Origin of the sequence: Pseudomonas sp. NPDC087804, from assembly GCF_044742965.1 — a bacterium.
Lineage (GTDB): Bacteria > Pseudomonadota > Gammaproteobacteria > Pseudomonadales > Pseudomonadaceae > Aquipseudomonas > Aquipseudomonas rustica.
Genome location: NZ_JBIUVN010000009.1, coordinates 113,477 through 139,297, shown reverse-complemented (window position 1 = coordinate 139,297; position 25,821 = coordinate 113,477). Strand labels below are relative to the sequence as shown.

The following is a 25,821-nucleotide window of genomic DNA, read 5'->3' as shown; positions in this document are numbered from 1 at the left end:
GAAAAGCCCACTATAAACAGCGGGCTTCGATTGTGGCAGGAACGATCAACCGCACTTTGTGAAGAAGTCGAGAAAGCTAAAGTCCTCGCACGTCACTCTCATGGACTTGATACGTGACTGTGCAGGCGCGACGAAGTCGATCAATTGATGCAGGGCACCACCCTCATTGACGCCGTGGTATTCATCCCTCCCTAGGGATGCACCATTGGCATCGAAGTATTCGACGATACCTTTATGGTGCAGATGGGCCCACGTGAACGAAATCCGCTCGTAATCTGCCGGAAAGTCAAACTGAATACGTTGGGGTGGCGCTGTCATGCTCGAGTTGATGCACATGCCAAAAGAAAGTTCTTCAATGAACCCAACAGTGGTGTAACCAAAACGCATGATGCCTGCCGATCCTGCGCCCTCAAGCAACTTGATCGACATTGTGGGAAGGGTAAAAGTGTAATTGTCAGCGGCACTGACAAGTTTCACTTCCTGATCATCAAAATTTTCTACATGAACATAGCGCTGCTTCTGCACCGTTACTCGAGTGATCGGTGACGGTCGCTCGATGCCATCGCGCTCAACCGTGTAGCTCACTTCGACTGTCTTACCCTCATTGGCGGCCACTGCCGATGCGCTGACGGCGACTTCGACAGTTCCTGCAGTTTTGCCATCAACCACGTCCAGCTCAGGAGATCCTTCACCAGAAGTGCCACGCCATAGCGGCTTGATCCTGTCATTGGAAAGCATGCCGTCGTACTTGATAACGATGGTCACTTTTTCCGAGACCAGTTCCGGGTTCAGCACACCGTTCAACGTCTGTTCGACGGTAGGTGCCGGTAAATCGGTATCTGACTTCAGCAAAATATTGGTCCAGCGTGGCAATTCATGCGCGGTGTCAATGTTCGAGCCTTTGTCGTACGTAACAAACGTCTTCAGCGTCAAAGCCGATTTATCGTCGAGTCCACTCAACCAGCTTCGATCAATGGTCAATTCCAGACCGTTGCTGACCTCCTCGGAGGTCACTTGCCGCGCAGTGACCAACTCCAGCGTTTCATGGGTAGGATAATTGCGTTGCCCGACTACGCTGATCCACATCTGCTGCCCCAGTTCGATGAGCCACCAAGGGGCAAGCTGCACACGCGCGTTACCTGAGAACCTGCGCATGTCCAGAAATACAGTACCTTCGATCATGACGACATCGGGTAACCGCGGTTCCGGCAAATCGGCGGGGGGAATGTGTTCTACGGTCAGATCGAGTTTGTGAGAAAGCATCACGTCCCCGCCCGAACTTGCCTCATACCAAACCTGCACGGTTTTACCGACAGATAGACCAACGAGCGACGCTGAAATAAACACCTCTGCGGGAAGTGAAGCGCCCTTCGACTGGGTGGTAAATTCCTCGATATGGCCGGGCCGTGCCCAAAAGAGCCGGACAGTATGTGCGGTACTGAGCCCCGGAAAATCAATTCGTACAGTTGTACCGCTCAACGCCTTGCCAGGGGACAAAGTCGAGTTGTACGACGCATCTACTACCAATGGAACCGGAAGTTCAGGATCATTTGCTGATTGATTTGACATGACGACTCTCCTGTCGGCGATCACACGATTCAGCCCACACCGGGCGAAGCCATTTGATGCCTGTTCGAGAGAGCCGCGCTACTGTCAGAGTTGACAGTAGCGCGGGATGCAGAAAGGTGGTTCAGGCGACGGAACGGTTCTGTTCAGACAAAAAGGCAAACAACACCTCCGTCACAAACTGCGCATTCTCCAGATTGGAGATATGCCCCGCTTCCGGCACCAGCGCCCACGGGCAACCAATCAACTCGGCCATTTCCTTTGCCTCTGACGGTGGTCGCGGTTTGTCCTGATCGCCGCACAGCACCAGCGTGCTGGCAGCGTCCAATTCGCTCAGACGCGGCAACAAATTTTCGCGGCCAAAGGTGATGCGCCCCATCGGCACGATGCTTTCGCGCAGGCGATCTGCGCTGTACGCCGCCAGTTTCGCGCGAAATGCTTGATACAGCGGCGACTGCGGATCGATGCCCGGGCGGAAGAAGATCGGTACGACGATGTCGAGCAGTTGCTCGGAGATTTCGCCGGTGTCTTCGATTTGCTTGAACAGCGAGAAATAGTACTGGCGGGTAGGTTCCGGTTCGACGCCGAGGTAGGTGTCCATCAGCACCAGCCCGTTGATCCGCTGCGGTGCCGCCAGCGCGAGACGTGCGCCCCACATTCCGCCGACCGACAATCCGACGAGAGTGACCTGCCCAATCTGTAGATGATCGAGCAAGGCCTGCGCCTGCCGGGCGATGTCATCGAGGGAGGGGGTGCCTTCCGGTAGCCGGCCTGACTCGCCGTGGCCCCACAGATCGAGGGCGATCACCCGATAGTGTGGCGATAGCGCGGCGATCTGCGGCGCCCACATGGCCTGATCCCACAGATAACTGCCGGCGAGCAGTACCGCCGGGCCGGTGCCTTGATCAATGTAATGCAGCGCTTGTCCGTCAACCGTAAAGAAGGGCATCGATTCACCTGCGCGGTAAAAAACAGAACCGGCAGACTGAGCTGCCGGCTGGTTGTCGTCAATCGGGGAAATGATGCGGTTTGTGTTGAAGTCGCTGACGCCGGAAAGCAAAAAGATCGCAGCCTGCGGCAGCTCCTACAAGGAAACGCGATGTTCTCTGTAGGAGCTGCCGCAGGCTGCGATCTTTTGATCTTTACAGTCCCTCCAGCTCCGCCATCAGATCATTCAACCGATCCACCTTCTCCTCGGTAATGTCACTCGCCGCCAGCCCGTCAATGTACTCGGCCAACTCCTCCACCGTGCTGCACTCGAACATCGCTCGCAGCGGCACGTCTCGTTGCAAGGATTTCTGCACACGCGAAGCGATCTGCGTGGCCAGCAACGAATGCCCGCCCAGTTCGAAGAAGTTATCGCGCACACCGACCTGCTCAACCTTCAACACCTCGGCCCAAATGTCCGCCAGCGTCTGCTCCAGCTCATTGCGCGGCGCCAGGTAATCCTGACTCTGCAGTTGACCGATCTCCAGCGCCGGCAAGGCTTTGCGATCAAGTTTGCCGTTGGCATTCAGCGGCAGTTGATCGAGCCACAACCAGTGCAACGGCACCATGTATTCCGGCAGTTCGGCGCGCAGACGCTGCTTGATCCGCTCAAGGCGTTCGCTCGAATTCAACGCCGAATCGGCCGCCACCAGATAACCAACCAAATGCTTGCCGTTGACGCCCTCCTGCACACCGACCGCGCCATCGCGCACTTCCGGCTGTTCATGCAGACGCGCTTCGATCTCACCCAGCTCAATCCGGTAACCACGAATTTTCACCTGATGGTCGACGCGGCCAATGTACTCCAACACCCCGTCGCTACGCCGCCGCGCCAGGTCTCCGGTGCGATACAGACGCTCGCCCGGCGCACCGAACGGGTTCGGTACAAACACCGGCGCCGTGCGCAGCGGATCGCTGACATAGCCGCGACCGACGCCCGTGCCCGCCACACACAACTCACCCACCGCACCCAACGGCACCAGTTCCAGCGCGCCATCGAGCAGATACAGCAAGTTGTTGTCGGTCGGCGTGCCGATTGGCAAATAACTGCCGCGCGTCGAAGCCATGTCGACCCGGAAGAACGCCACGTCGTCGGAACATTCCGCCGGACCATACGCGTTGACCAGACCAATCTGCGGATAACGCAGCAACCACTGATGCGCCAGCTCCGGCGGCATCGCCTCACCGGTCGGCAACATCCAGCGCAAGCCATCGAGACTCAGGCGATCCGCGGCGAGCATGCCCTGAATCAGCGACGGCACGCTCTCCAGCACGGTGATGCCTTGCGCTTGCACATGCTTCAGCAGACCTTGCGGATCGTGGGCAATCGTATTCGGCACAATGTCCACTCGCGCGCCGAACAGCGGCGCGGCAAGGAACTGCCAGACCGAAATATCGAAGCTTTGCGAAGCGGTCTGAGCGATCACATCGGCGTCACTCAAATTCAGGTACGGCACCTTGCTCAACTGGTTATTGAGCATGCCGCGCTGTTCGACCATCACGCCTTTCGGCAGGCCGGTGGAGCCCGAGGTGTAGATCACGTAAGCGAGGTTGTCCGGGCCGCTGTAAATGCCAGGATTCGCTGACGATAACGCCAAAGCCTGCACTTCTTCCCAAACCAGAAGCCGTGGACGATTGGCGCAGCTGAATTCATCCAGCAAGGTCTGCGCCTGTTCGCGACACGCCTCGCTGCACACCAGCAGCGGCGTGCGGCTCAGCTCGATGATGCGTTGCAAACGCTGACTCGGCAGACCCGGATCCAGCGGCAGATAACCCGCGCCCGCCTTGAAACTGCCGATGATCATGCCGAGCAGGTCGAGATTGCGCTCGGCGAGCAACGCCACCGGTTGATCCATATGCACACCCGCCGCGACCAGTGCATGGCCGAGACGGTTGGCGTTGTGGTTCAGCTCGGCGTAGCTCTGTTGCTGATCAAGGCACGTCGCGGCGATGCGTTGCGGATGCGCGGTAACCTGCGTTTCGAACAGCGCCACATAGCTCTGCTCCAGCGGATAATCGTGGGCACTCTGGTTGCAACCGTGCAGCAGGAAATCCTGCTCCTCAGCGCCCAACAGCGGCAGATCAGCCATGTCGCCATGGAAGCCCTCGACCAGCGCCAGCAGCAGACGCTTGAACTCGCCGAGCATGCGCTCGATGGTCAATTCGTCGAAATAACGCTGGTCATACGACAGGTGCAGACCTAGGTCATCGCCCGGGTAGCACACCGCCGTCAACGGGAAGTTAGTGTGGGTTCGTCCGGAGTCCGAGGTCGCGTTCAGGCTCTGCGCGCGATCCAGCACCGAGACTTCCACCGGGGCATTTTCGAAGACGAACAGGCTGTCGAACAGCGGCTGGCCTTTCGGCAATTCGCTTTGTTCCTGAATGTTCACCAGCGGCAGATATTCGTACTCGCGCAGTTGCATGTTGCTGTCGAGCAAAGCGCTGAGCCACTGCCGCACGCTGCTGCGTTCATCGTCTGCCGGCATCTGCACCCGCAGCGCGATGCTGTTGATGAACAGACCGACGGTGCGTTGCATCTCCGGCATGTCCACCGGCCGCCCGGCCACGGTCACGCCGAAGAGCACGTCGCGATCACCACTCAGGCGTCGCAGCACCAAGGCCCACGCCGCTTGGGCGAAGGTGTTGATGGTCAACTGATGCGCCTGCGCCAGTTCACGCAGACGCACTCCGTCCTCGACATTGAGGCGGGTGTAGCGGTCGCCGACGATCATGCCGCCGCTTTCGCCGGCATGTTCGCGCAGGAACGGCCGGTCGCTCGGGATCGGCGTGGTGCGCTCGAACCCTTGCAGGTTCTGCTGCCACCACTGCCGCGCTTCGGCGAGGCTCTGGCGTTGCAGCCAGCCGATGTAATCGCGATAACGCGGCGGCGTGCTCAATTGCGCTTCGCGACCTTCACCCAGAGCGGTATAGATCTCGAAGAAATCGTTCATCAGCAACGAGCGGCACCAGGCATCGATAAGGATGTGGTGATTGCTCATCATGAACCAGTAACGCGCCGCGCCGACCTTGATCAGGCGCAGATGGAATGGCGCCTGATTGAGTAGATCGAACCCGGCCTCACGCTCGTTTTTCAGCAGCGCTTGCAGCTTTGGTTCCTGCTCGGTTTCGGCGATTTCGCTCCAGTCCAGATATTCGATTGGCGTGCGACCTGGTGTGTGAATCACTTGCAGCATGTCTTCGCCAACGTTCCAGCAGAACGAAGCGCGCAACGCTTCGTGACGGGCGATCACCGCTTGCCATGCATTAGCGAAACACTCGGCATCGAGTTCGCTGTTGATGCGGTAGCGATCCTGCATGTAGTACAGACCGGTGCCCGGTTCGAGCAAGGTGTGCAGCAACATGCCTTCCTGCATCGGCGTCAACGGATAGACGTCTTCGATGTGCGCGACTGGCACCGGCAAGGCATCGAGTTGCGCCTGAGTCAGTTTGGCCAGCGGGAAGTCCGACGGCGTCAGGCCCCCGGCCTCGTCTTGCAGGCAATGGCCGATCAGGCTTTGCAGCTCACCGAGATAGGCATCGGCCAGATCGTGGATGGTTTGCGCGTCGTAACGCTCGGCGCTGAACGTCCAGCGCAAGAGCAATTCACCGCCATACACCTGACTGTCGACGCTCAATTCATTCGGCAATGGCGCCTGCGGATCGTGGGCAGCGCCAACCGGCTCATCCAGCGGACGGAACAGTGCATCGCTGGTGAAGCTCTGGTCGAACTGGCCGAGGTAGTTGAAGGTGACCGGTGCATGCGGCAGCGCCTCCATGCTGCGCTGAGTGAAATCATCGGCCAGATAACGCAGCACGCCATAGCCCAGACCTTTGTGCGGTATCGCGCGCAGTTGCTCTTTGATTGCCTTGATCGAAGCGCCCTGCCCTGCGGCCTCTTCGATGTTGTGCGGGGTCAGGCGCAGCGGGTAAGCACTGGTGAACCAGCCGACGGTACGGGTCAGGTCGATTTCGTCGAACAGGGTTTCGCGACCGTGGCCTTCCAGTTGAATCAGCGCCGATGGCTGACCGCTCCAGCGGCACAGCACGCGGGCCAGTGCCGTCAGCAGCAGATCGTTGACCTGCGTGCGATAAGCGCTAGGCGCCTGTTGCAGCAGCTGTTTGGTGTGCTCGGCATCGAGGCGCACGCTGACGGTTTGTGCATGACGATTCTGCTGGCCGCCCTGCGGGTTTTCGCAAGGCAGATCGGCGTTCTGACCGGCCAACTGGGTTTGCCACCAGTTGAGTTCTTCGCGCAGGGATTCGCTACCGGCGTAGGCCTGCAAGCGTGCGGTCCAGTCTTTGAAGGCACTGGTTTTTGCTGGCAGTTTCACCGCTTGCTCGGCGTCGAGTTGGCGGTACACGGTTTGCAAATCGTCGAGCATCACGCGCCACGACACGCCATCGACCACCAAGTGATGAATCGCGATAAACAGGCGTTGCTGAGCTTCCGGGCCGTCGACCAGCACGGCACGCAGCAGCGGGCCTTGCGCAAGGTCGAGGCTGCGCTGCGCATCGGCGAACAGCGCTTCACACTTTTCCATCGACGGCACGCGCACTTGCCACAACACCGCCGCATCCGACACCGGTTGGTGCGTCGCTTGCCACACGCCGTTGGCCTCGGTGAAGCGCAGACGCAGGGCATCATGCTGCTCGATCACCGCCAGCAGCGCTTGCTCCAGACGATGCGGTTGCAGCGCCACGGTTGGCTCCAGCAACAGCGCCTGATTCCAGTGCTGACGCTCCGGAATTTCCGTGTCGAAGAACCAATGCTGAATCGGCGTCAGACGCGATTCACCGGTCACCAAGCCTTGCTCCGCTGTCACTTGTTCGCTGCGACTGGCCACGGCGGCGAGGGTTCGCACGGTTTGATGCTGGAACAGATCACGCGGGCTGAAATGAATGCCTTGCTGACGCGCGCGGCTGACCACTTGAATCGACAGAATCGAGTCGCCACCGAGTTCGAAGAAATTGTCGTTGAGGCCGACCTGTTCGACATTGAGCACTGCGCACCAGATCTGCGCCAGGGTCTGTTCCAATTCGTTGCTCGGCGCCACGTAATCCTGGCGATTGAGCTCCGGATCCGGCGCCGGCAAAGCACGACGATCGAGTTTGCCGTTGGCGGTCAGCGGCATGCTCGCCAGCAGAATCAGGTGCGTCGGCACCATGTAATCCGGCAGTTGTGTCTTGAGGTGCGACTTGAGGGCTTCGCGCAGTTCAGCCTGTCTGGCTTCGCTTTGCTCGGCGACTTCAGTCACCAGATAGCCCACCAGTTGTTTGCCGCTTGGCGCATCAAGGGCGAGCACCACGGCTTCGCGGATCGAAGCGTGATCAAGCAGACGGGTTTCGATTTCGCCCAACTCGATGCGGAAACCACGAATTTTCACTTGATGGTCGATCCGGCCCAGGTATTCAACCAAGCCATCGCCACGCTGGCGTACCAGGTCGCCGGTGCGGTACATGCGTCCGCCGTCAGCGGCAAACGGATCCGCGACAAAACGCTCAGCAGTGATGCCCGGACGATCGTGATACGCCTGCGCCAGACCCGCGCCGCCGACGAACAATTCACCGGTCGCGCCCTGTGGCACCAGCGCCAGATCGGCGTCGAGAATGTACGCGACACGCGCGCCAATCACGCTGCCGATCGGCACGCTGCCGGCGCCCTCTTCCAGCACCTCCGGCGCCAGACTGGCCAGTGGCATGACCACGGTTTCCGTCGGGCCGTAAGCGTTGAAAAACATCGCCGGTTTAAACGCTGCACGAATCCGTTGCAGGTGTTCACCGGTCAGCGCTTCACCGCCGGTGATGATCATCCGCACCGGCAGGATCTCGTTTTGCGTCGAGAGGAACTGCGCCAACTGGCTGCCGTAGCTCGGGGTGAAACCGAGCACGTTGATTTTATGCGTGCGGATCAAACCGCAGATTTCTTCCGCGTCCCACTGACCTTGCGCACGCAACACCACTTGCGCGCCGCTGAGCAGCGGCACCAACAAACGCTCAGTCGCCGCATCAAAGTTGATCGAATAGAAGTGCAGTTCGCAGTCGTCCGGGCGCATGCCAAACCGCTCAATCACGGCCTGACAGTGCATGGCGATTTCGCCGTGGGAAACCACCACGCCCTTCGGCTTACCGGTCGAACCCGAGGTGTAAATCAGGTAAGCCTGATGTTGCGGCAGGCTGATAAACGGCAGCTCAGTGGCCGGGTAATCGGCGAGCGCTGCACTGTCGTCTTCCAGGCACCAACGCGCCACACTCGACGGTAGATCGCCGAGCGCTTTAAACATCGCGCGATCACTGAGCAGCAGCCCAATGCGGCTGTCTTCAATCATGTAATGCAGACGGTCGAGCGGGTATTCCGGATCCAGCGGCACATACGCGCCGCCGGCCTTGAGAATCGCCAGCAGGCCGATGACCATTTCCAGCGAACGCTCCAGCGCCAGACCGACCCGCACTTGCGGGCCGACGCCACGCGCCCGCAACGCCCAGGCCAGACGATTGGCGCGGGCGTCGAGTTCGGCGTAGCTCAAAGTCTGCCCGGCGAAAGTCAGGGCCGGTGCGTCTTTGCGCGCCAGTGCCTGTTCGGCGAACAGGTGATGAATACACTGGTCGAGACGATGCTCGCCCGGCTCGATGCCGAGGCTGTCGCGCAGCTGCTGTTGCTCGGGCGCGTCAAGCAGCGGCAATTCACTGAGGCGCTGTTGCGGATCGGCGATCAGCGCTTCGAGCAAATTGCGCCAATGTTTGGCCATGCGCGCGATGGTCGGTTCGTCGAACAAATCGGTGCTGTACGTCAGGCAGCAACCGAGACGATGGTCGAGTTCGGTGACTTCCAGGTTGAGGTCGAACTTGGTCGCCCGCGCATCGTTGGCCAGATATTCGACGGTCATCCCGGCGAGCATGCGGCTCTGCTGAAATTCCCAGCGCTGCACGTTGCACATCACCTGGAACAGCGGGTTGTACGCGGCACTGCGCGGCGGCTGCAAGGCTTCAACCAGATGATCGAACGGCAGATCCTGGTGCGATTGCCCTTCGATCACCGTGTGGCGAACCTGCTCGAACAATTCGCCGACCGACATCATGCCGTCGAGCTGGCAACGCAGCACTTGGGTGTTGAGGAACGCACCGATCAGCCCTTCACTTTCCGGACGAATACGGTTGGCCACCGGCGCGCCGATGCGCAGATCGGTCTGCCCGCTGTAGCGGTAAAGCAGCGTGGCGAGCGCGGCGGTCATGGTCATGAACAGGGTCAGACCGTTTTGCGCATTGAATGCACGAACCCGCGTCGCGAGGTCGTCGCTGAGGTCAAAACGGAACAGCTCGCCCTGGTGGCTTTGCACCGGCGGACGCGGGCGGTCGCCGGGCAATTCCAGCAGCGGATGTTCGCGACCGAGTTGCGCCGTCCAGTAATCGAGTTGGCGTTGACGCTCACCGGATTCCAGCCAGTTGCGCTGCCAGACGCTGTAGTCGAGGTACTGCACCGGCAGCGGTTGCAGCGGCGAATCGCGATCATCGACAAACGCTTCGTACAGTGCGCTGAGTTCGCGGGCGAAGATGTCCATCGCCCAGCCTTCGGTGACGATGTGGTGCAGGGTCAGCACGAAGTAATGCTCGTGCTCGGCGGTCTTCACCAGACAGGCGCGCAGCAGCGGGCCAGTTTCCAGATCGAACGGCCGATGCGCTTCTTCATCGGCGAATTGCTGAACCTGTTGCTCGCGCTGATCGGCGGCAATTTTCGAGAAATCCTTCCAGCCCATGCGCACGCCGGTCTCGGCATGCACCTGTTGACGGGCGATGCCATCGACGCTCGGGAACGTCGTGCGCAGGGTTTCGTGGCGCAGAATCAGCGCTTGCAATGCGGCCTCGAAACGCTCGACGTGCAACACGCCACGCAGGCGCGCCATGCCACCGACGTTGTACGCCGGGCTGTCCGGTTCCATCTGCCAGAGGAACCACATGCGCTGTTGCGAGTACGACAGCGGCACTGGTTTACTGCGGTCGACTTTGGCGATTGGCGGCTGTTTGTTGGTGCGGCCGCTGACTTGGATCAAGCGAATCTGTTCGGCGAAATCACCGAGTTCGCTGTGCTCGAACAACGCGCGCAACGGCAGCTCGACGTCGCAGGCCTGACGGGTGCGCGAGATGATTTGCGTGGCCAGCAGCGAGTGGCCGCCGAGGGCGAAGAAGTCGTCGCGCAGACCGACCAGGCTGAGGCCAAGGACTTCGCGCCAGATCGCGGCGATCCGTTGTTCCAGTTCGGTCACCGGTTCGACGTGTTCACGCACTTGCCATTGCGGCTCGGGCAAGGCGCGGCGGTCGAGTTTGCCGCTGGGGCTGAGCGGCATAGCGTCGAGGCGCATCAGTTGTGCCGGCACCATGTATTCCGGCAGTTCGGCGGCGAGTGCGGTTTTCAGACGAGCAATTTGTTTGTCGTGATGTTCACTGGCATCGGTCGCGGTGAAGTAGCCGATCAGTTGCGCGCCGGCAGCGGTTTCGCGCACCAGCACCACGGCTTGAGCGACGCCGTCCTGAGCGAGTAACCGCGCTTCGATTTCTTCCGGTTCGACACGGAAACCACGCAGTTTGACCTGCTGATCGAGGCGACCGAGGTATTCGAGCACGCCGTCAGATGTCCAGCGTGCACGGTCGCCGGTGCGGTACAAACGGGCGCCCCGCTCGCCCAATGGATCAACCACAAAGCGTTCAGCGGTCAACGATGGACGACCGAGGTAACCGCGAGCCAGACCAATGCCGCTGATGCACAACTCACCCGGCACACCGGCCGGTACGGGATTGAGATCAGCGTCGAGCACGCGGCAAATCACGTTGCCCAGCGGTCGGCCAATCGGCGAACGCTCGCCATCGGCGGTGCTGCAATGCCAGTGCGTGACGTTGATCGCAGTTTCAGTCGGGCCGTAACGGTTGTGCAATTGCACCGCCGGCAGTTGCGCCAACACGCGATTGCGCAGTTCAGCAGCCAGCGCTTCACCACCGGAAAAAACGCGGCGCAGGCTGGTGCATTCGGCGCTCAGCGGTTCGTCGATGAACAGCGAAAGCAGCGGCGGTACGAAGTGCAACGTGGTCACGCCATGCTCTTGCACCAGTTGCGCGATGCGACGCGGATCGCGGTGTTCACCGGGGCCGGCAATCAGCAAGCGCGCGCCAGTGATCAGCGGCCAGAAGCATTCCCACACCGAGACGTCGAAACTGATCGGCGCCTTTTGCATCAGCACATCGGTTTCATTCAACGCGTAAGCGCTCTGCATCCATTGCAGACGTTCGGCCAGTGCCGCATGCGTATTGCCGACGCCTTTCGGCTGGCCGGTGGAGCCCGAGGTGTAGATCACGTACGCAAGGTTGTCGCCGTGCAAGTGCAGACCCGGTGCCTGGCTCGGCCAGTTTTCCAGGTGCAGGGCGTCCATGGCGATCACGCTGACGCCGTCGCTGGCCGGTAAACGGCCGAGCAGTTCGGTTTGAGTCAGGAGCAATTCGACGCCGCTGTCGCTGAGCATGTAAGCCAGGCGATCAGCCGGGTATTCCGGATCCAGCGGCACGTAAGCGCCGCCGGCCTTGATGATCGCCAACAGGCCGATCAACAGTTGTGGCGAACGCTCGGCGGCGATGGCCACGCAAACGTCCGGGCCGACGCCTTTGTCGCGCAGATAGTGCGCGAGGCGGTTGGCTTGCGTGTGCAGTTCGGCAAAATCGAGGCTACCGCCCTCCCACACCAGCGCGGTGCGTTGCGGGGTTTGCCGCGCTTGTTCGGCGAGCAGTTCGGGCAGCCATTGTTGTGCCGGGGCGCACGGTGCGACGCTCCAGTTTGTCTGCTGATCGTGCTCGCCGACGGTGAGCAGTTGCAGATCGCCGATGGCTTGTTTTGGACGTTCACAGACGGCGCGCAGCAGGTTGCTGAAATGCTCGGCCAGTCGCGCGATAGTCGCGGCGTCGAACAGTTCGTTGGCGTAGTCGAAGGACAACGTCAGGCGACCATTACGGTCTTCTTCGCTGTGCAATTGCAGGTCGAACTTGGCTTCGCGGCTGTGCCACGGCAACTCTTCGGCGAGCAAACCCGGCAGGCGTTTGAGCGCACTGAGGTCGCGCTGCTGGTGGTTGAACATGATCTGGAACAGACCTTGTTCGCGGGCCTGCGGGAAAGCTTCGAGCAGTTGTTCGAACGGCAGATCCTGATTCGCCTGCGCGCCGAGTGTGGCTTGGCGGGTTTGCGCCAGCAGCTCAACGAATGGCAGGCGCGAATCGATCTCGGCGCGCAGCACTTGGGTGTTGATGAAGAAGCCGATCAGGCCTTGAGTTTCCAGGCGCGGACGGTTGGCGTTGGGCACGCCGATGCGAATATCACGCTGACCGCTGTAGCGATGCAGCAAACTCTGGAACGCCGAGAGCAACAGCATGAACGGTGTCGATTGATGCGCTAGCGCCGTGTTGCGAATCGCCTCGCTGAGGCTGCCGTCCAGACGCACGGTGTGACGTGCAGCGCTGTGTTTGTGTTGCGCCGAGCGCGGATGATCGGTGGCCAGCTCCAGCACTGGATGCTCGTCGCCCAACTGCGCTTTCCAGTAAGCCAGTTGCCGCTCGCCCTCTCCTTGCCCCAGCCATTGGCGCTGCCAGCTGCCGTAGTCAGCGTATTGGGTTGGCAGCGGCGCGAGGTTGGCCGTTGCGCCTTGCGAGGCAGCGGCGTACAGGCGCGAGAATTCGTCGATCAACACGTTCAGCGACCAACCGTCAGCGATGATGTGGTGCATCGTCACCAGCAATTGGTGATCTTCGTCGTTAAGGCGCACCAGCGTCACCCACAGCAGCGGGCCTTTCTCCAGATCGAACTGAGTGCGGGCTTCGTCGTCGCGGATCTGCTGCGCGCGGGCTTCGCGTTCATCGGCTGGCAGGTCACTGATGTCGATCAATTGCAGGTTGAAATCGGCAGCCGCATCGACATGTTGCAGCGCTACGCCGTCACGTTCAAAGAAACGCGTGCGCAGGGATTCGTGGCGCTCGATCAATTGCTGGAAGCTGGCGCGCAGTGCGTCTTCATCGAGTTCGCCACGCAAGCGCAGGCCGCCGGGAATGTTATAGGCGCTGCTGTGCGGGTCGAGTTGCCAGGTGATCCACAAGCGGTTTTGCGCCAGCGATTGCGGCATCGGCTCGGAACGTGACAGCGCGGTGATTTCACCTTGCGCGCTGCCGCCGTCCTGTTGTTGCTGGGCGACTGCGGCGGCAAACGCGGAGAGGGTCGGCGCTTCGAACAGCAGGCGAAGGCTCAGCTCCAGACCGAGTACTTCGCGAACACGGGCGATCACTTGCGTGGCGGCGATCGAGTTGCCGCCAAGCAGGAAGAAGTGATCGTCGGCGTTGACCTGTTTGACGTTGAGTTGCTCAGCCCAGATTTTGCCGATCAGCGTTTCAAGTTCGGAGGCGCTGGCTATCGATTCTTGAGTTTCAGTGGCGCTCGACGGGAACACCGCGTAACTGTCGAGGCTGCCATCGGCCAAGCGATTGCGGCACGCCGAGCGCTGCAATTTGCCGCTGGAGGTTTTCGGCAGTGCGCCGGGATTGAGCAACACGACCACGCTCGGCGCTTCTTGATACGCCTCGGCCACGGCTTGGCGAATGGCTTTGATCAACGCTTCCGGCGGCAGGATTTTCTGCACGCTGCGGCTGATTTCTGCAGCGATGCCAATACCCTCTTCGCCATTCTGATTGATCGCGAATGCAGCAACGCGGCCCTTGCGCACCACTTCCACTTCACGTTCAACGGTTTGCTCGATGTCCTGCGGATAGAGGTTGTGGCCGCGCACGATGAGCATGTCTTTCAGGCGACCGGTGATGAACAGTTCACCGTTGCGGATAAAACCCAGGTCGCCAGTGCGCAGCCAGGTGCGGCCAGCGTGCTGCACGAAGGTTTTGGCGCTGGCTTCGGGGTTGCGCCAGTAACCGAGGGCAATGCTCGGGCCGGTCGCCCAGACTTCGCCGACGGCATTGTCGGCGAGTTCTACGAGCGTATTGGGCTCAACGATCAGCACCGCGTGCTCAGGCTGGCTGATACCGCAACTCATGATCGGGGAACCATCGCCCGGCTCGGCACGATTTTGCGCCAGCGCTTGATCGTCCACGCGCAGTGCAGGAATGCCGGTGCCGCGTGGGGTGCCGGCGACGAACAGCGTGGCCTCGGCCAGACCGTACGAGGCCATGAAACTGTTATCGCTGAAACCGCTCGCGGCGAACTTGTCGGCGAAGCGTTCCAGGGTGTCGAGGCGGATCGGTTCGGAACCGGAATAAGCCACGCGCCAGCGGCTCAGGTCGAGACGCTCCAGCGCCGATTCGCTGACCCGTTCGCTGCACAAGCGATAGGCAAAATCCGGCCCGCCGCTGATGGTGCCGCCGTATTGGCTGATCGCTTCGAGCCAGCGAAGGGGCCGACCGAGGAAGTACGCCGGCGACATCAGAATGCACGGCACGCCGCTAAAGATCGGTTGCAGCAGACCGCCGATCAACCCCATGTCGTGATACAGCGGCAGCCAACTGACGATCACATCATCCGGGTTCACATCGATGCCGAAACCGTGGCGGATCAACAGTTCGTTGGCGACCAGATTACCGTGGCTGACCTGCACGCCTTTGGGTAACGCGGTCGAGCCGGAGGTGTATTGCAGGAAGGCGATGTGCTCTGGCGGCAGGTTCGGTTCAACCCAGTTTTCGGCCAGCGCATTGTCGAGTGTGTCGACGCACAACAGCGGCGGCGCGCCTTCGATCTGCTGCAAGGCGTCGCACAGGTCGGCGCTGGTCAGCAGCAGACGCGGTTCGGCGTCGGCGATGATCGACAGCAAACGTTCCTGATGGTGACGGCGCGCCGATTCCGGCGGATACGCCGGCACTGCGATCACGCCCGCGTACAGGCAACCAAAAAACGCCGCGACGTAATCCGGGCCGCTGGGGAACAACAACACCGCGCGATCACCAAATCCCGCCTCAGCCTGCAATGCGGCAGCAATCGTGCGCGCGCGTTGATCGAGTTCGCGATAGCTGAGCACCACAGCCTGTTCTTCGTTTTCGGCAAGAAAACGCAAGGCCAGTTGATCCGGCGTCAGGGCCGCGCGGCGCTGGAGGGCTTGGACCAGAGTGCTGGGGATGTCGAACGCGTCGGTCATGAGGTTTCCTGCCTGAAGTCGGCTTGCTGAGTGGAATCGGGTTGCTGCGTCACGCCCTCAAGGGCATGCAGGGCGCGGTCTGTGCCGACCGCGCAAGGCTGCGGAATGCTGTCTGGTCGGGGTTCGGTACCCGGAACCATTCACCAATGAGAACGGATGACGTCTTGAAATAATTAGTCGGCAGGCTGGATCGCCAACGGGGCTGGGATGCGGCGGCGTGTCGCAGTTCTCACAACGCACCAATTTGTATCATTAGTTCTCTTTCTCAATTGACAATCATTATCATTCAACATAATTTGTCGCTCGATGTGTAGGACGGCCCCGTCCCCCCGAGGCGTCCCACTAACCTATTTGGCAGCAAGGTGATTTCCATGACGGAACCAGTATCCACAAGCAGGTGCGATTCACCGCTACTTCAGGCATTCGTCGACAATCGACTGATTCTGGTCAAGATTGCAGCCCGCATTACCGGCTGCCGGTCACGTGCCGAAGACGTGGTGCAGGATGCGTTTTTCCGACTGCAATCGGCGCCACCGATCACGTCGTCGATCAAGGCACAACTGAGTTATCTGTTCCAGATCGTGCGCAACCTGGCCATCGATCACTACCGCAAACAGGCGCTGGAGCAGAAATACTCCGGCCCTGAAGAGGAAGGGCTGAACGTGGTCATTCAAGGTGCTTCGCCGGAAACCTCGCACATCAACTTCTCCACCCTGGAGCACATCGCCGACGCACTGACCGAGCTGCCCAGCCGCACTCGCTACGCGTTCGAGATGTACCGCTTGCACGGCGTGCCGCAAAAGGACATCGCCAAGGAACTCGGTGTTTCGCCGACCCTGGTCAACTTCATGATTCGCGATGCGCTGGTGCACTGCCGCAAAGTGTCGAGCAGTCGTCGGGATGTGGTGATTGCGGGGCGTCGCTGAGACCGGGTCGACAGATAGAAAAAGATCGCAGCCTTCGGCAGCTCCTACAGGGGAACGCATTCCAAATGTAGGAGCTGCCGAAGGCTGCGATCTTTTGCTTTCAGATCACCTCAAGCCAACTTGCACCGATCAAAAAACCGCTCACGCCCCAGAATCATCAGCGCCGCACGCTTATGCGGGAAGTCGAATTCCTTCTCGCAGTGGAAGCACTGGTTCTGCATGTGGCCAATCATCTTCGCGTTATCGGCACGCGGTTCGGCGACCACGCGCTGGGTGCGCGGATCATCCAGAAACAAGTAATGCACCAGCGCCGATAACCAGCTCGCGACTTTGTGCGGGCCACGGTGATCCTCCTCCCCCACCAGCATGTGAATGCCCCGGTCGTAATCGTCGGCATCGTAGAACGGCGCGATACGATCTTCCTTGGCCCAATAAGCTTCGAAATAGGCGAACGGCTGATCATCAAAACAGCCGATCAAGGTCAGTGTGTGCGGGTCGGCGTCGAGTTTGCTCAGGTATTCGCGATGCTTCTCGATGCTGCCCTCTTCCTGCCAGAAACTGGCGACACGCGGGCTGTTCTGCCAACGGTTGAAGCGCGGCAGATCCTCTTCGATTTCCACGGTGCGCAGGGAAATCCACGCGCCCAGCCGCGCATCGAAACGCCGATAGACTTCACCGCGCGGTTTCACCGGTCGCAGTGGATGGCGCTTGCCAGCGCTGATGACCATTTGCTGCGGATAGCTGCCGGTCAGCGACGTACCGAGCCACGGTTGCGGCAGTTGCCAGAACAACGTGCGCTCGCAGCGATATTCACCGGCCACCTCGGTGCTCACCAGCAAACCGCTGAGCAAGGCTTCGGTCGGCGGTTGATCGAGTTGCCAGGTCAATTGCTGGCATTCGGGATCGCGGGCGAATAGCCAATAACAGGCTGCCCACAGCGCTTGCCCCGGCGGCAAGGCGAAACGCTCATCGATCTGGATCGGCCCTTTGGCCTCGCGATCGAGGCGCAGGCGAATTAATGGTTGCCCGTCCAGGCTCAGGCTCAGACGGCTTTCGGTGGCATCGGCTACCAGTTGGCTGCCCGAAGGCAAAGACAAGGCAGTCAGGTCATTCAGATTGGACATGGGTCGGGCTCACGATAATCGTCGACAGTTCAACGATGGGACGTGATCCGGCAGGGGAAATTTAGGCTTGGCAGAGAAATCAGTGCCTCAGTGATGCGGCACTGGCACCACGGCAATCTTGTACGGATCGAAGATTTTCAGCATCTCGCCGTTGTCGCGCAGGCCTTGCAACAGCTTGCCGAACGCCTCGCCGGTGATCGGCGCGGCGGGACGCAGAATCGCGTAGTGGTGGTAAACCTGATCAATGCGCTGCGACACCAGCAACTCGTCGCGAACCTTCTCGTTGCGCAGCAGGTAATCGCTCAGATAGGAGCGCGTCACCAGAGCAATGTCGGCGCGCCCGCGCAGCACCATCAGCAGGTTGCTGTCGTGGGAATAGGTCAACGTTGCATTGAAATTCTGCGCGAGGAATTTCGGGTCGGCGTTGAAGTTGGCGAACTCATAGTGATAGCCGCTGAACAACGCCAGACGCTTGCCTTTAAGGTCAGCGAAATAGTTCTGCTGGCGACCGTCTTCACGTTGCGCGACGAAAATCTCGGCGTCTTCAAGGCCCATGTCGACGTCGGTGTGAGGGATTTCCTTCCAGCCCCAATCAGGGTTCTCGAAGATCGCCATGTCGATCCGGCCTTGCTTGAAATCACCGAAACGTCGCGGGATCGAAGTCGGCACGAGGACGAATTGATAGTCTTTTTGCAGGCGGTTCAGCGACTCGACCAATTGTGGCAGCAGACCGGTGTCGGCACCGTTTTCCGGGCGGATGGTGTACGGCGGAAAGTGCGCGGCGCCCACTCGAACCAGTTGCGCTGCTTGCGCAGGCAACAACCAGAATGCCGCCAGCGCTGCGAGCATCACGCCCGACGCCGTCCGAATTGGCGAAGACTTCAAAACACCCCACTCCCCGAAAAATACCGATCAATGCATTCAAGCTAGGCGGTTTCGCCCAGTTAGCCAGTTTCACCGCCTGATAGAAAGCGTCTCAGCGCTCTTCAAGCACCAGAATCAGCGCCTCATCCGCCAGTTGATCGAGGCTCAGACTGCCGCCGGCACGGAACCAGGTGGTCGTCCAGGACAACGCACCGGTGAGAAAACGTCGAGTGACAAATACGTCGCCGCGAATAAATCCGGCCTTTTTTGCTTCGCCGAGCACCTCTAGCCAAAGGTCTTCGTAGACATCGCGCAACGCCAGCACTTTGGCCTGGCCGTCTTCGGACAACGAACGCCATTCATACACCAGCACCGCCATCGCTTCGCCGCTGCCGCCCATGATCGACTGCAATTCACAGCGAATCAGCGCCAGCACCCGCTCACGCACATTGTTCGCATCGGCGAGCGCGGCGCGCATCAGTGCCGTGTTGTAACGGATGGTTTCTTCCATCACCGCCCGGAGAATTTCGTCCTTGCTTTTAAAGTGATGAAAAATACTCCCCGATTGAATCCCCACCGCACCGGCCAGATCGCGCACCGTGGTGCGTTCGTAGCCTTTATTACGGAACAGGTGAGCCGCCACTTGCAGCAGTTTGCCGCGCGCGCTGTCCGGGTCGGTCAACTGGCCGTCGTCGACCAATTCGCGCATGACCCTCAGGGCTTTTTGCTCGTCCACCCGTTCTCTCCTACAGTCGATCAGTCTGTTGCCCCCTGAAACCGCAGGGTTGCGCGCAATTTAAGCCGCCAACGGCAACCAAGCAAGCGCTTGGGCAGAAGATAGTGTTTCGCTGTTTACAAACCAAGCGCTTGCTTGGTAGCCTCCAGACACTTCTGTCGCAGGTTGCTGAGTCGGAGATAAAAATGCCCACCACCGTTCGCATCGGATGCGCCAGTGCATTCTGGGGAGACACGTCGACCGCCGCCGCGCAGTTAGTCGACGGCGGCAAACTGGATTATCTGGTCTTCGACTATCTGGCCGAAATCACCATGTCGATCATGGCCGGCGCGCGCATGAAAGACCCGCAGGCCGGGTTCGCCGGGGACTTTATCGAAGTCCTTACACCGCTGCTGCCACAACTGGCCGAGCAAAATATCCGCGTCATCAGCAACGCTGGCGGGGTCAACCCGCAAGCCTGCGCCGCTGCCCTGCAAGCGGCCTGCGACAAGGCCGGCATCCCACTGAAAATCGCCGTGTTGCTCGGCGATGACCTGCAACCGCAATTCAAACAACTCAGCGGCATCACTGAAATGTTCAGCGGCGCCCCGTTGCCGCCAATGTGCGTCTCGACCAATGCCTACCTCGGTGCGCCGGGCATTGTCGAAGCGTTGCGACTGGGCGCCGATATCGTCATCACCGGCCGCGTGGTCGACAGCGCCGTGGTCAGCGCCGCGCTGGTGCACGAATTCGGCTGGTCGTGGCACGACTACGACAAACTCGCCCAAGCCGCACTGGCCGGGCACATCATCGAATGTGGCGCGCAATGCACCGGCGGCAATTTCACCGACTGGCGCGACGTGCCGGATTACGAGCACATCGGTTTTCCAATCGTCGAAGTCAGCGCCGACAGCCAATTTATCGTCAGCAAACCGGAAGGTTCCGGTGGACTGGTCACGCCACTGACCGTTGGCGAGCAAATGCTTTACGAAATCGGCGATCCGCAGGCCTATCTATTGCCCGACGTCGTCTGCGATTTCACCGAGGTCAAACTTCAGCAGCAAGGCAAAAACGCGGTGCACGTACACGGCGCCAAAGGCCTGCCGCCGACGGATAAATACAAGGTCAGCGCCACCTGGCCGGACGGCTTTCGCTGCACCGCCAGTTGCCTGATCGCCGGTATCGATGCCGTTGAAAAAGCGCAGCGCGTCAGTCAGGCAATCATCGACAAGACCGCGGAAATGTTCAGCCAGCGTGGCTGGGCGCCCTACAGCGAAACCCACATCGAACTGCTCGGCAGCGAAGCCACTTACGGCCCGCACGGGCAACGCCGTGACAGCCGCGAAGTGGTGATCAAACTCGCCGTGCGGCACCCGAGCAAACAGGCGCTGATTCTGTTCTCCCGAGAAATCGCCCAGGCCGCGACCGGCATGGCGCCCGGGCTGACCGGTATCGTTGGCGGACGGCCAACCGTGTATCCGCTGATCCGTTTGTTTTCATTCCTGATCGATAAAAACGCCTGCACCTTGCAGATCGATCTTGCCGGTGAACGCCATCCTTGCGCCCTGCCCTCGTTGGTCGCCCTCGACAGTGAAGATTTGCCGATTGCCCAGCAACCGCCGAAACCTCAGGGCCGCGCCGATGCCAGCGTGGCACTGGTGAAACTGGCCGTGGCGCGCTCCGGTGACAAGGGCAATCACAGCAACATCGGCGTGCTGCCGCGCAAACCCGAATACTTGCCGTGGATCGCCGAAGCGCTGACTCCGGCAGTGATCGTCGACTGGATGAGCCACGTGCTCGACCCGATCCACGGCCGCGTCGAACGCTGGTATCTGCCCGGCACCCACAGTCTCAACTTTCTATTGGAAAACGCTCTCGGCGGTGGCGGCGTGGCCAGTCTGCGCATCGACCCGCAAGGCAAAGCCTTCGCCCAGCAATTATTGGAAATCCAGATCCCGGTGCCGCAGAGCATCGCCGAACAGCTCGACTAGAGGATGGTGTGCATGGCTTACGCGTCGATTTTCAATGCCGAGCTGTTCAGCGGCCAGACCATCATCGTCACCGGTGGCGGCAGCGGCATCGGCCGTTGCACCGCGCATGAACTGGCAGCGCTCGGCGCCAACGTGCTGCTGGTCGGGCGCAAACCGGAAAAACTGGAAAAAGTCGCCGCCGAAATTGCCGAGGACGGCGGCCGCGCGCATTGGCAGGTCTGCGATATTCGTGATGAAGAAGCGGTAAAACAACTGGTCAAGGAACTGATCGCCGAGCACGGGCCGATCCATGGTCTGGTCAACAATGCCGGTGGCCAATACCCGTCGCCGCTGGCTTCGATCAATCAGAAAGGTTTCGAAACCGTGCTGCGTACCAATCTGGTCGGCGGTTTTCTGATGGCGCGGGAAGTGTTCAACCAGTCGATGAGCAAGCACGGCGGCAGCATCGTCAACATGCTCGCCGACATGTGGGGCGGCATGCCCGGCATGGGCCACTCCGGCGCGGCGCGTTCGGGCATGGACAACTTCACCAAAACCGCCGCGTTTGAATGGGGTTATGCCGGGGTGCGGGTCAATGCGGTGGCGCCGGGCTGGATCGCCTCCAGCGGCATGGACACTTACGAAGGCGCGTTCAAAGCGGTGATTCCGACCCTGCGCGAGCATGTGCCGCTCAAGCGCATCGGCACCGAATCGGAAGTCAGCGCGGCGATTGTGTTTCTGCTCAGCCCGGCGGCGGCATTCATCAGTGGCAGCACATTGAAAATCGATGGCGCGGCCAGCCTCGGTAGCCGTGCCTGGCCGTTGCACAAGGCGACTTACAGCGAGTCGTTCAATGGCTTCCATCGCGCCTACCTTCCGGACGTGCTGAAGGACAAGGAGTAAGCCATGCCGCAGATCCAGTCCCAACTCGATCCGCACAGTGAGGCGTTTGCGCGCAATCGTGCGGCAATGCTCGTGGCCATCGAGCAAGTGCAGCAACTCGAACAAAACTTGCTGAATAAAGCTGCCGAAGCGAAAGAGAAGTTCGATAAACGCGGGCAACTATTGCCGCGCGAACGCCTGAATCTGTTGCTCGATCCCGGCGCGCCGTTTCTCGAACTTGCCAGTCTCGCTGGCTACAAGTTGCATGACGACAAGGACGGCAGCTCGGCAGGCGGCGGGCTAATCGCCGGTATCGGTTATGTCTGCGGCATCCGCGCCATGGTCGTGGCCAACAACAGTGCGATCAAGGGCGGCACGATCTCACCGAGCGGTTTGAAAAAATCCCTGCGCCTGCAACAGATCGCTCAGGAAAACAAACTGCCGGTGATTACCCTCGCCGAAAGCGGCGGTGCCAACCTCAATTACGCGGCGGATATTTTTGTCGAAGGTGCGCGCAGTTTTGCCAACCAGGCGCGGATGTCGGCGATGGGTTTGCCACAGATCACCGTGGTGCACGGCTCAGCCACGGCGGGCGGCGCTTATCAGCCGGGGCTGTCGGATTACGTGGTGGTGGTGCGCGGCAAGGCCAAGCTGTTTTTGGCCGGCCCGCCTTTGCTCAAAGCAGCCACCGGCGAAGTCGCCACCGATGAAGAACTCGGCGGCGCCGAGATGCACGCGCAGGTCGCCGGCACGGCTGAATACCTGGCGGAAAACGATGCCGACGGCGTGCGTCAGGTGCGTGAAGTTCTGCGAATGCTGCCGTGGAATGAACAACTGCCATGGCTGCCGGAGCCGCAATACAAAGAACCGCTCTACCCCATCGAAGAACTCCTCGGGCTAATCCCGGACGATGCGAAAAAACCCTACGACGTGCGTGAAATCATCGCGCGCATCGCCGACGAATCCTGCTTTCTCGAATTCAAGGGCGAGTTCGATCAGCAAACCCTTTGCGGGCAATTGAAGATTCAGGGTCGCGCCTGCGGTTTCATCGGCAACAACGGTCCGATCACGCCGAACGGGGCGAGCAAAGCGGCGCAGTTCATTCAGCTGTGCGATCAGAGCCAGACGCCGTTGCTGTTTTTCCACAACACCACCGGTTTCATGGTCGGTACCGAATCGGAACAGCAAGGCGTGATCAAACACGGCTCGAAACTGATTCAAGCGGTGGCCAACGCGCGGGTGCCTAAACTGACCATCGTCGTCGGCGGCTCTTACGGCGCCGGTAACTATGCGATGTGCGGACGCGGTCTCGATCCGCGCTTTATCTTTGCCTGGCCGAACAGCCGCACCGCTGTAATGGGCGGCGCGCAGGCCGGCAAAGTCTTGCGCATCGTTACCGAAGCCAAACAGCTCAAGGACGGTTTGACGCCGGATCCGAAAATGCTCGACATGCTCGAACAGGTCACCGCGCAGAAACTCGACAGCCAATCCACCGCGCTCTACGGCAGCGCCAACCTGTGGGATGACGGGCTGATCGATCCACGCGACACGCGCACGCTGCTCGGCTACTTGCTGGACATTTGCCACGAAGCCGACATTCGCACGCTGCAACCCAACAGCTTCGGCGTCAGCCGGTTCTGACCGCCACGGATCTTACGGAGAACAATAAAAAATGATCTTCACCCCGGAACACGAAGCCCTGCGCCGTACCGTCCGCCAGTTCGTCGAGCACGAGATCAATCCGCACGTCGATGAATGGGAAAAGGCCGGACGCTTTCCCATCCACGAGATTTTCCGCAAGGCCGGCGACCTCGGTTTGCTTGGTATTTCCAAACCGGAAAAATTCGGCGGCATGGGTCTCGATTACAGCTATTCGATTGTCGCCGCTGAAGAGTTCGGCACCATTCATTGCGGCGGCATTCCGATGTCGATCGGCGTGCAGACCGACATGTGTACGCCCGCCCTCGCCCGTTTCGGCTCCGATGAATTGCGCGAAGAGTTTCTGCGTCCGGCGATCACCGGCGAGCAGGTTGGCTGCATCGGCGTTTCCGAGGTCGGCGCTGGCTCCGACGTCGCCGGGCTGAAAACCACCGCGCGCAAGGACGGCGACGACTACGTGATCAACGGCAGCAAGATGTGGATCACCAACTCGCCGAGTGCTGATTTCATCTGTTTGCTGGCGAACACTTCCGACGATAAACCGCACATCAACAAGTCGCTGATCATGGTGCCGATGACCACCCCGGGCATCAGTCTCAGTTCGCACCTCGACAAGCTCGGCATGCGCAGCTCGGAAACTGCGCAGGTGTTTTTCGACGACGTGCGCGTGCCGCAGCGCAACCGCGTCGGCCATGAAGGCGCCGGGTTCATGATGCAGATGCTGCAGTTTCAGGAAGAACGCCTGTTCGGTGCGGCGAACATGATCAAGGGCCTGGAATATTGCGTCGACAGCACCATCGAGTACTGCAAGGAGCGCAAGACCTTCGGCAATGCGCTGATCGACAACCAGGTGATCCACTTCCGCCTCGCCGAACTGCAAACCGAAATCGAATGCCTGCGCGCGCTGGTCTATCAGGCCACCGAGCAGTACATCAAAGGCCAGGACGTCACGCGCCTGGCGTCGATGGCCAAGCTCAAGGCCGGGCGCCTCGGGCGCGAAGTCAGCGACAGTTGCCTGCAATATTGGGGTGGCATGGGCTTCATGTGGGACAACCCGGTGGCCCGCGCTTATCGCGATGTGCGGCTGGTGTCGATTGGCGGCGGCGCCGATGAAATCATGCTGGGGATCATCTGCAAACTGATGGGCATCCTGCCGGGGAAAAAGAAATGAGCAGCCTGCCGGAATGCCAGACGCTGTTGCTGGAACTGCATGGCGGCGTGCTGCACATCACCCTCAATCGCCCGGACAGCCGCAATGCAATGAGCCTGCAAATGGTCAGCGAATTGCGTGCGGTGCTGGCGTCGGTACGCGATGACCGCAGTGTTCGCGCTCTGGTGCTCAGCGGCGCCGGCGGGCATTTCTGTGCCGGTGGCGATATCAAGGACATGGCCAGTGCCCGTGCTCAGGGTGCCGATGCTTACCGTGATTTGAATCGCGCGTTCGGGGCTTTGCTGGAAGAAGCGCAGTACGCGCCGCAAGTGCTGATCACGGTGCTGCAAGGCGCGGTGCTCGGCGGTGGTTTTGGGCTGGCGTGTGTCAGTGACATTGCGATTGCCGATCATCAGGCGCAGTTCGGTTTGCCGGAAACCAGCCTTGGTCTGCTGCCGGCGCAGATCGCGCCGTTTGTGGTGCAGCGCATTGGCCTGACCGAGGCGCGGCGACTGGCGCTGACCGCCGCACGTTTTGACGGGCATCAGGCACGCCGTTTGGGGCTGGTGCATTTTGTCGAGCAGGATCCGCAAGCGCTGGCTGAGCGTCTGGATGAGGTGCTGCAACACGTGCTGTGTTGTGCGCCGGAGGCGAATGCCGTGACCAAGAAATTGTTGCTGGCGAGTGCCGGGCAGCCTTCGAGTGAATTGCTTGATGAGGCGGCGCAGTGGTTTAGCGAAGCGGTGACGGGAGAAGAAGGGATCGAGGGCACCATGGCTTTTGTGCAGAAGCGTAAACCGCGGTGGGCCACCTGAAAGAGCTTC

General features: G+C 60.4%; 12 protein-coding genes. 6 read left to right on the top strand and 6 right to left on the bottom strand.

What is annotated here, in order from left to right:
* Window positions 1-45: 45 nt before the first annotated feature.
* The 3 genes from ACIOMO_RS15020 to ACIOMO_RS15010 all read right to left on the bottom strand — a co-directional run bounded on the left by ACIOMO_RS15020 (window position 46) and on the right by ACIOMO_RS15010 (window position 15,707).
* The gene (locus ACIOMO_RS15020; protein WP_401241643.1) at window positions 46-1,569 is read right to left on the bottom strand and encodes a hypothetical protein; all 1,524 of its coding nucleotides are present in this window, start codon (window positions 1,567-1,569) and stop codon (window positions 46-48) included.
* A gap of 121 nt (window positions 1,570-1,690) precedes the next feature.
* Window positions 1,691-2,515 carry an alpha/beta fold hydrolase gene (locus ACIOMO_RS15015; protein WP_401241640.1) on the bottom strand — a complete coding sequence of 275 codons (825 nt, stop codon included), beginning with the start codon at window positions 2,513-2,515 and terminating at the stop codon, window positions 1,691-1,693.
* 193 nt (window positions 2,516-2,708) lie between these two features.
* Window positions 2,709-15,707 carry a non-ribosomal peptide synthetase gene (locus ACIOMO_RS15010; RefSeq protein ID WP_401241638.1) on the bottom strand — a complete coding sequence of 4,333 codons (12,999 nt, stop codon included), beginning with the start codon at window positions 15,705-15,707 and terminating at the stop codon, window positions 2,709-2,711.
* 371 nt (window positions 15,708-16,078) lie between these two features.
* Between ACIOMO_RS15010 and ACIOMO_RS15005 the strand changes: the two genes are divergently transcribed.
* Entirely contained in the window at window positions 16,079-16,633 is a 555-nt protein-coding gene (locus tag ACIOMO_RS15005) for an RNA polymerase factor sigma-70 (protein WP_053122228.1), read from the top strand.
* Window positions 16,634-16,743: 110 nt separating this feature from the next.
* Here ACIOMO_RS15005 and ACIOMO_RS15000 read toward each other — a convergent pair whose 3' ends face one another.
* The 3 genes from ACIOMO_RS15000 to ACIOMO_RS14990 all read right to left on the bottom strand — a co-directional run bounded on the left by ACIOMO_RS15000 (window position 16,744) and on the right by ACIOMO_RS14990 (window position 19,357).
* On the bottom strand, window positions 16,744-17,757 hold the full coding sequence (locus ACIOMO_RS15000; protein ID WP_282354232.1) for a GNAT family N-acetyltransferase: 1,014 nt from the start codon (window positions 17,755-17,757) through the stop codon (window positions 16,744-16,746).
* An 87-nt stretch (window positions 17,758-17,844) separates the two neighbouring features.
* On the bottom strand, window positions 17,845-18,642 hold the full coding sequence (locus ACIOMO_RS14995) for an ABC transporter substrate-binding protein (protein WP_053122232.1): 798 nt from the start codon (window positions 18,640-18,642) through the stop codon (window positions 17,845-17,847).
* 91 nt (window positions 18,643-18,733) lie between these two features.
* Window positions 18,734-19,357 carry a TetR/AcrR family transcriptional regulator gene (locus ACIOMO_RS14990; protein WP_159815159.1) on the bottom strand — a complete coding sequence of 208 codons (624 nt, stop codon included), beginning with the start codon at window positions 19,355-19,357 and terminating at the stop codon, window positions 18,734-18,736.
* Between the two features lie 185 nt (window positions 19,358-19,542).
* On the opposite strand from ACIOMO_RS14990, the gene ACIOMO_RS14985 reads away from it, so the two are divergent.
* The 5 genes from ACIOMO_RS14985 to ACIOMO_RS14965 are packed head-to-tail and all read left to right on the top strand — an operon-like array spanning window position 19,543 to window position 25,812.
* Entirely contained in the window at window positions 19,543-21,327 is a 1,785-nt protein-coding gene (locus tag ACIOMO_RS14985; protein ID WP_401241633.1) for an acyclic terpene utilization AtuA family protein, read from the top strand.
* Between the two features lie 12 nt (window positions 21,328-21,339).
* Window positions 21,340-22,209: an SDR family oxidoreductase gene (locus tag ACIOMO_RS14980; RefSeq protein ID WP_401241631.1), complete on the top strand. Its 870-nt coding sequence runs from the start codon at window positions 21,340-21,342 to the stop codon at window positions 22,207-22,209.
* A 3-nt stretch (window positions 22,210-22,212) separates the two neighbouring features.
* A complete protein-coding gene (gene atuC / locus ACIOMO_RS14975; RefSeq protein WP_401241629.1) occupies window positions 22,213-23,829 on the top strand; it encodes a geranyl-CoA carboxylase subunit beta in 1,617 nt (538 codons plus the stop codon).
* Window positions 23,830-23,860: 31 nt separating this feature from the next.
* Entirely contained in the window at window positions 23,861-25,018 is a 1,158-nt protein-coding gene (gene atuD / locus ACIOMO_RS14970; protein WP_401241626.1) for a citronellyl-CoA dehydrogenase, read from the top strand.
* Window positions 25,015-25,812 (top strand): enoyl-CoA hydratase/isomerase family protein, encoded by a 798-nt coding sequence (locus ACIOMO_RS14965; RefSeq protein WP_401241623.1) that lies wholly within the window; start codon window positions 25,015-25,017, stop codon window positions 25,810-25,812. Before atuD ends, ACIOMO_RS14965 begins: the two co-directional genes overlap by 4 nt.
* Window positions 25,813-25,821 lie beyond the last annotated feature (9 nt).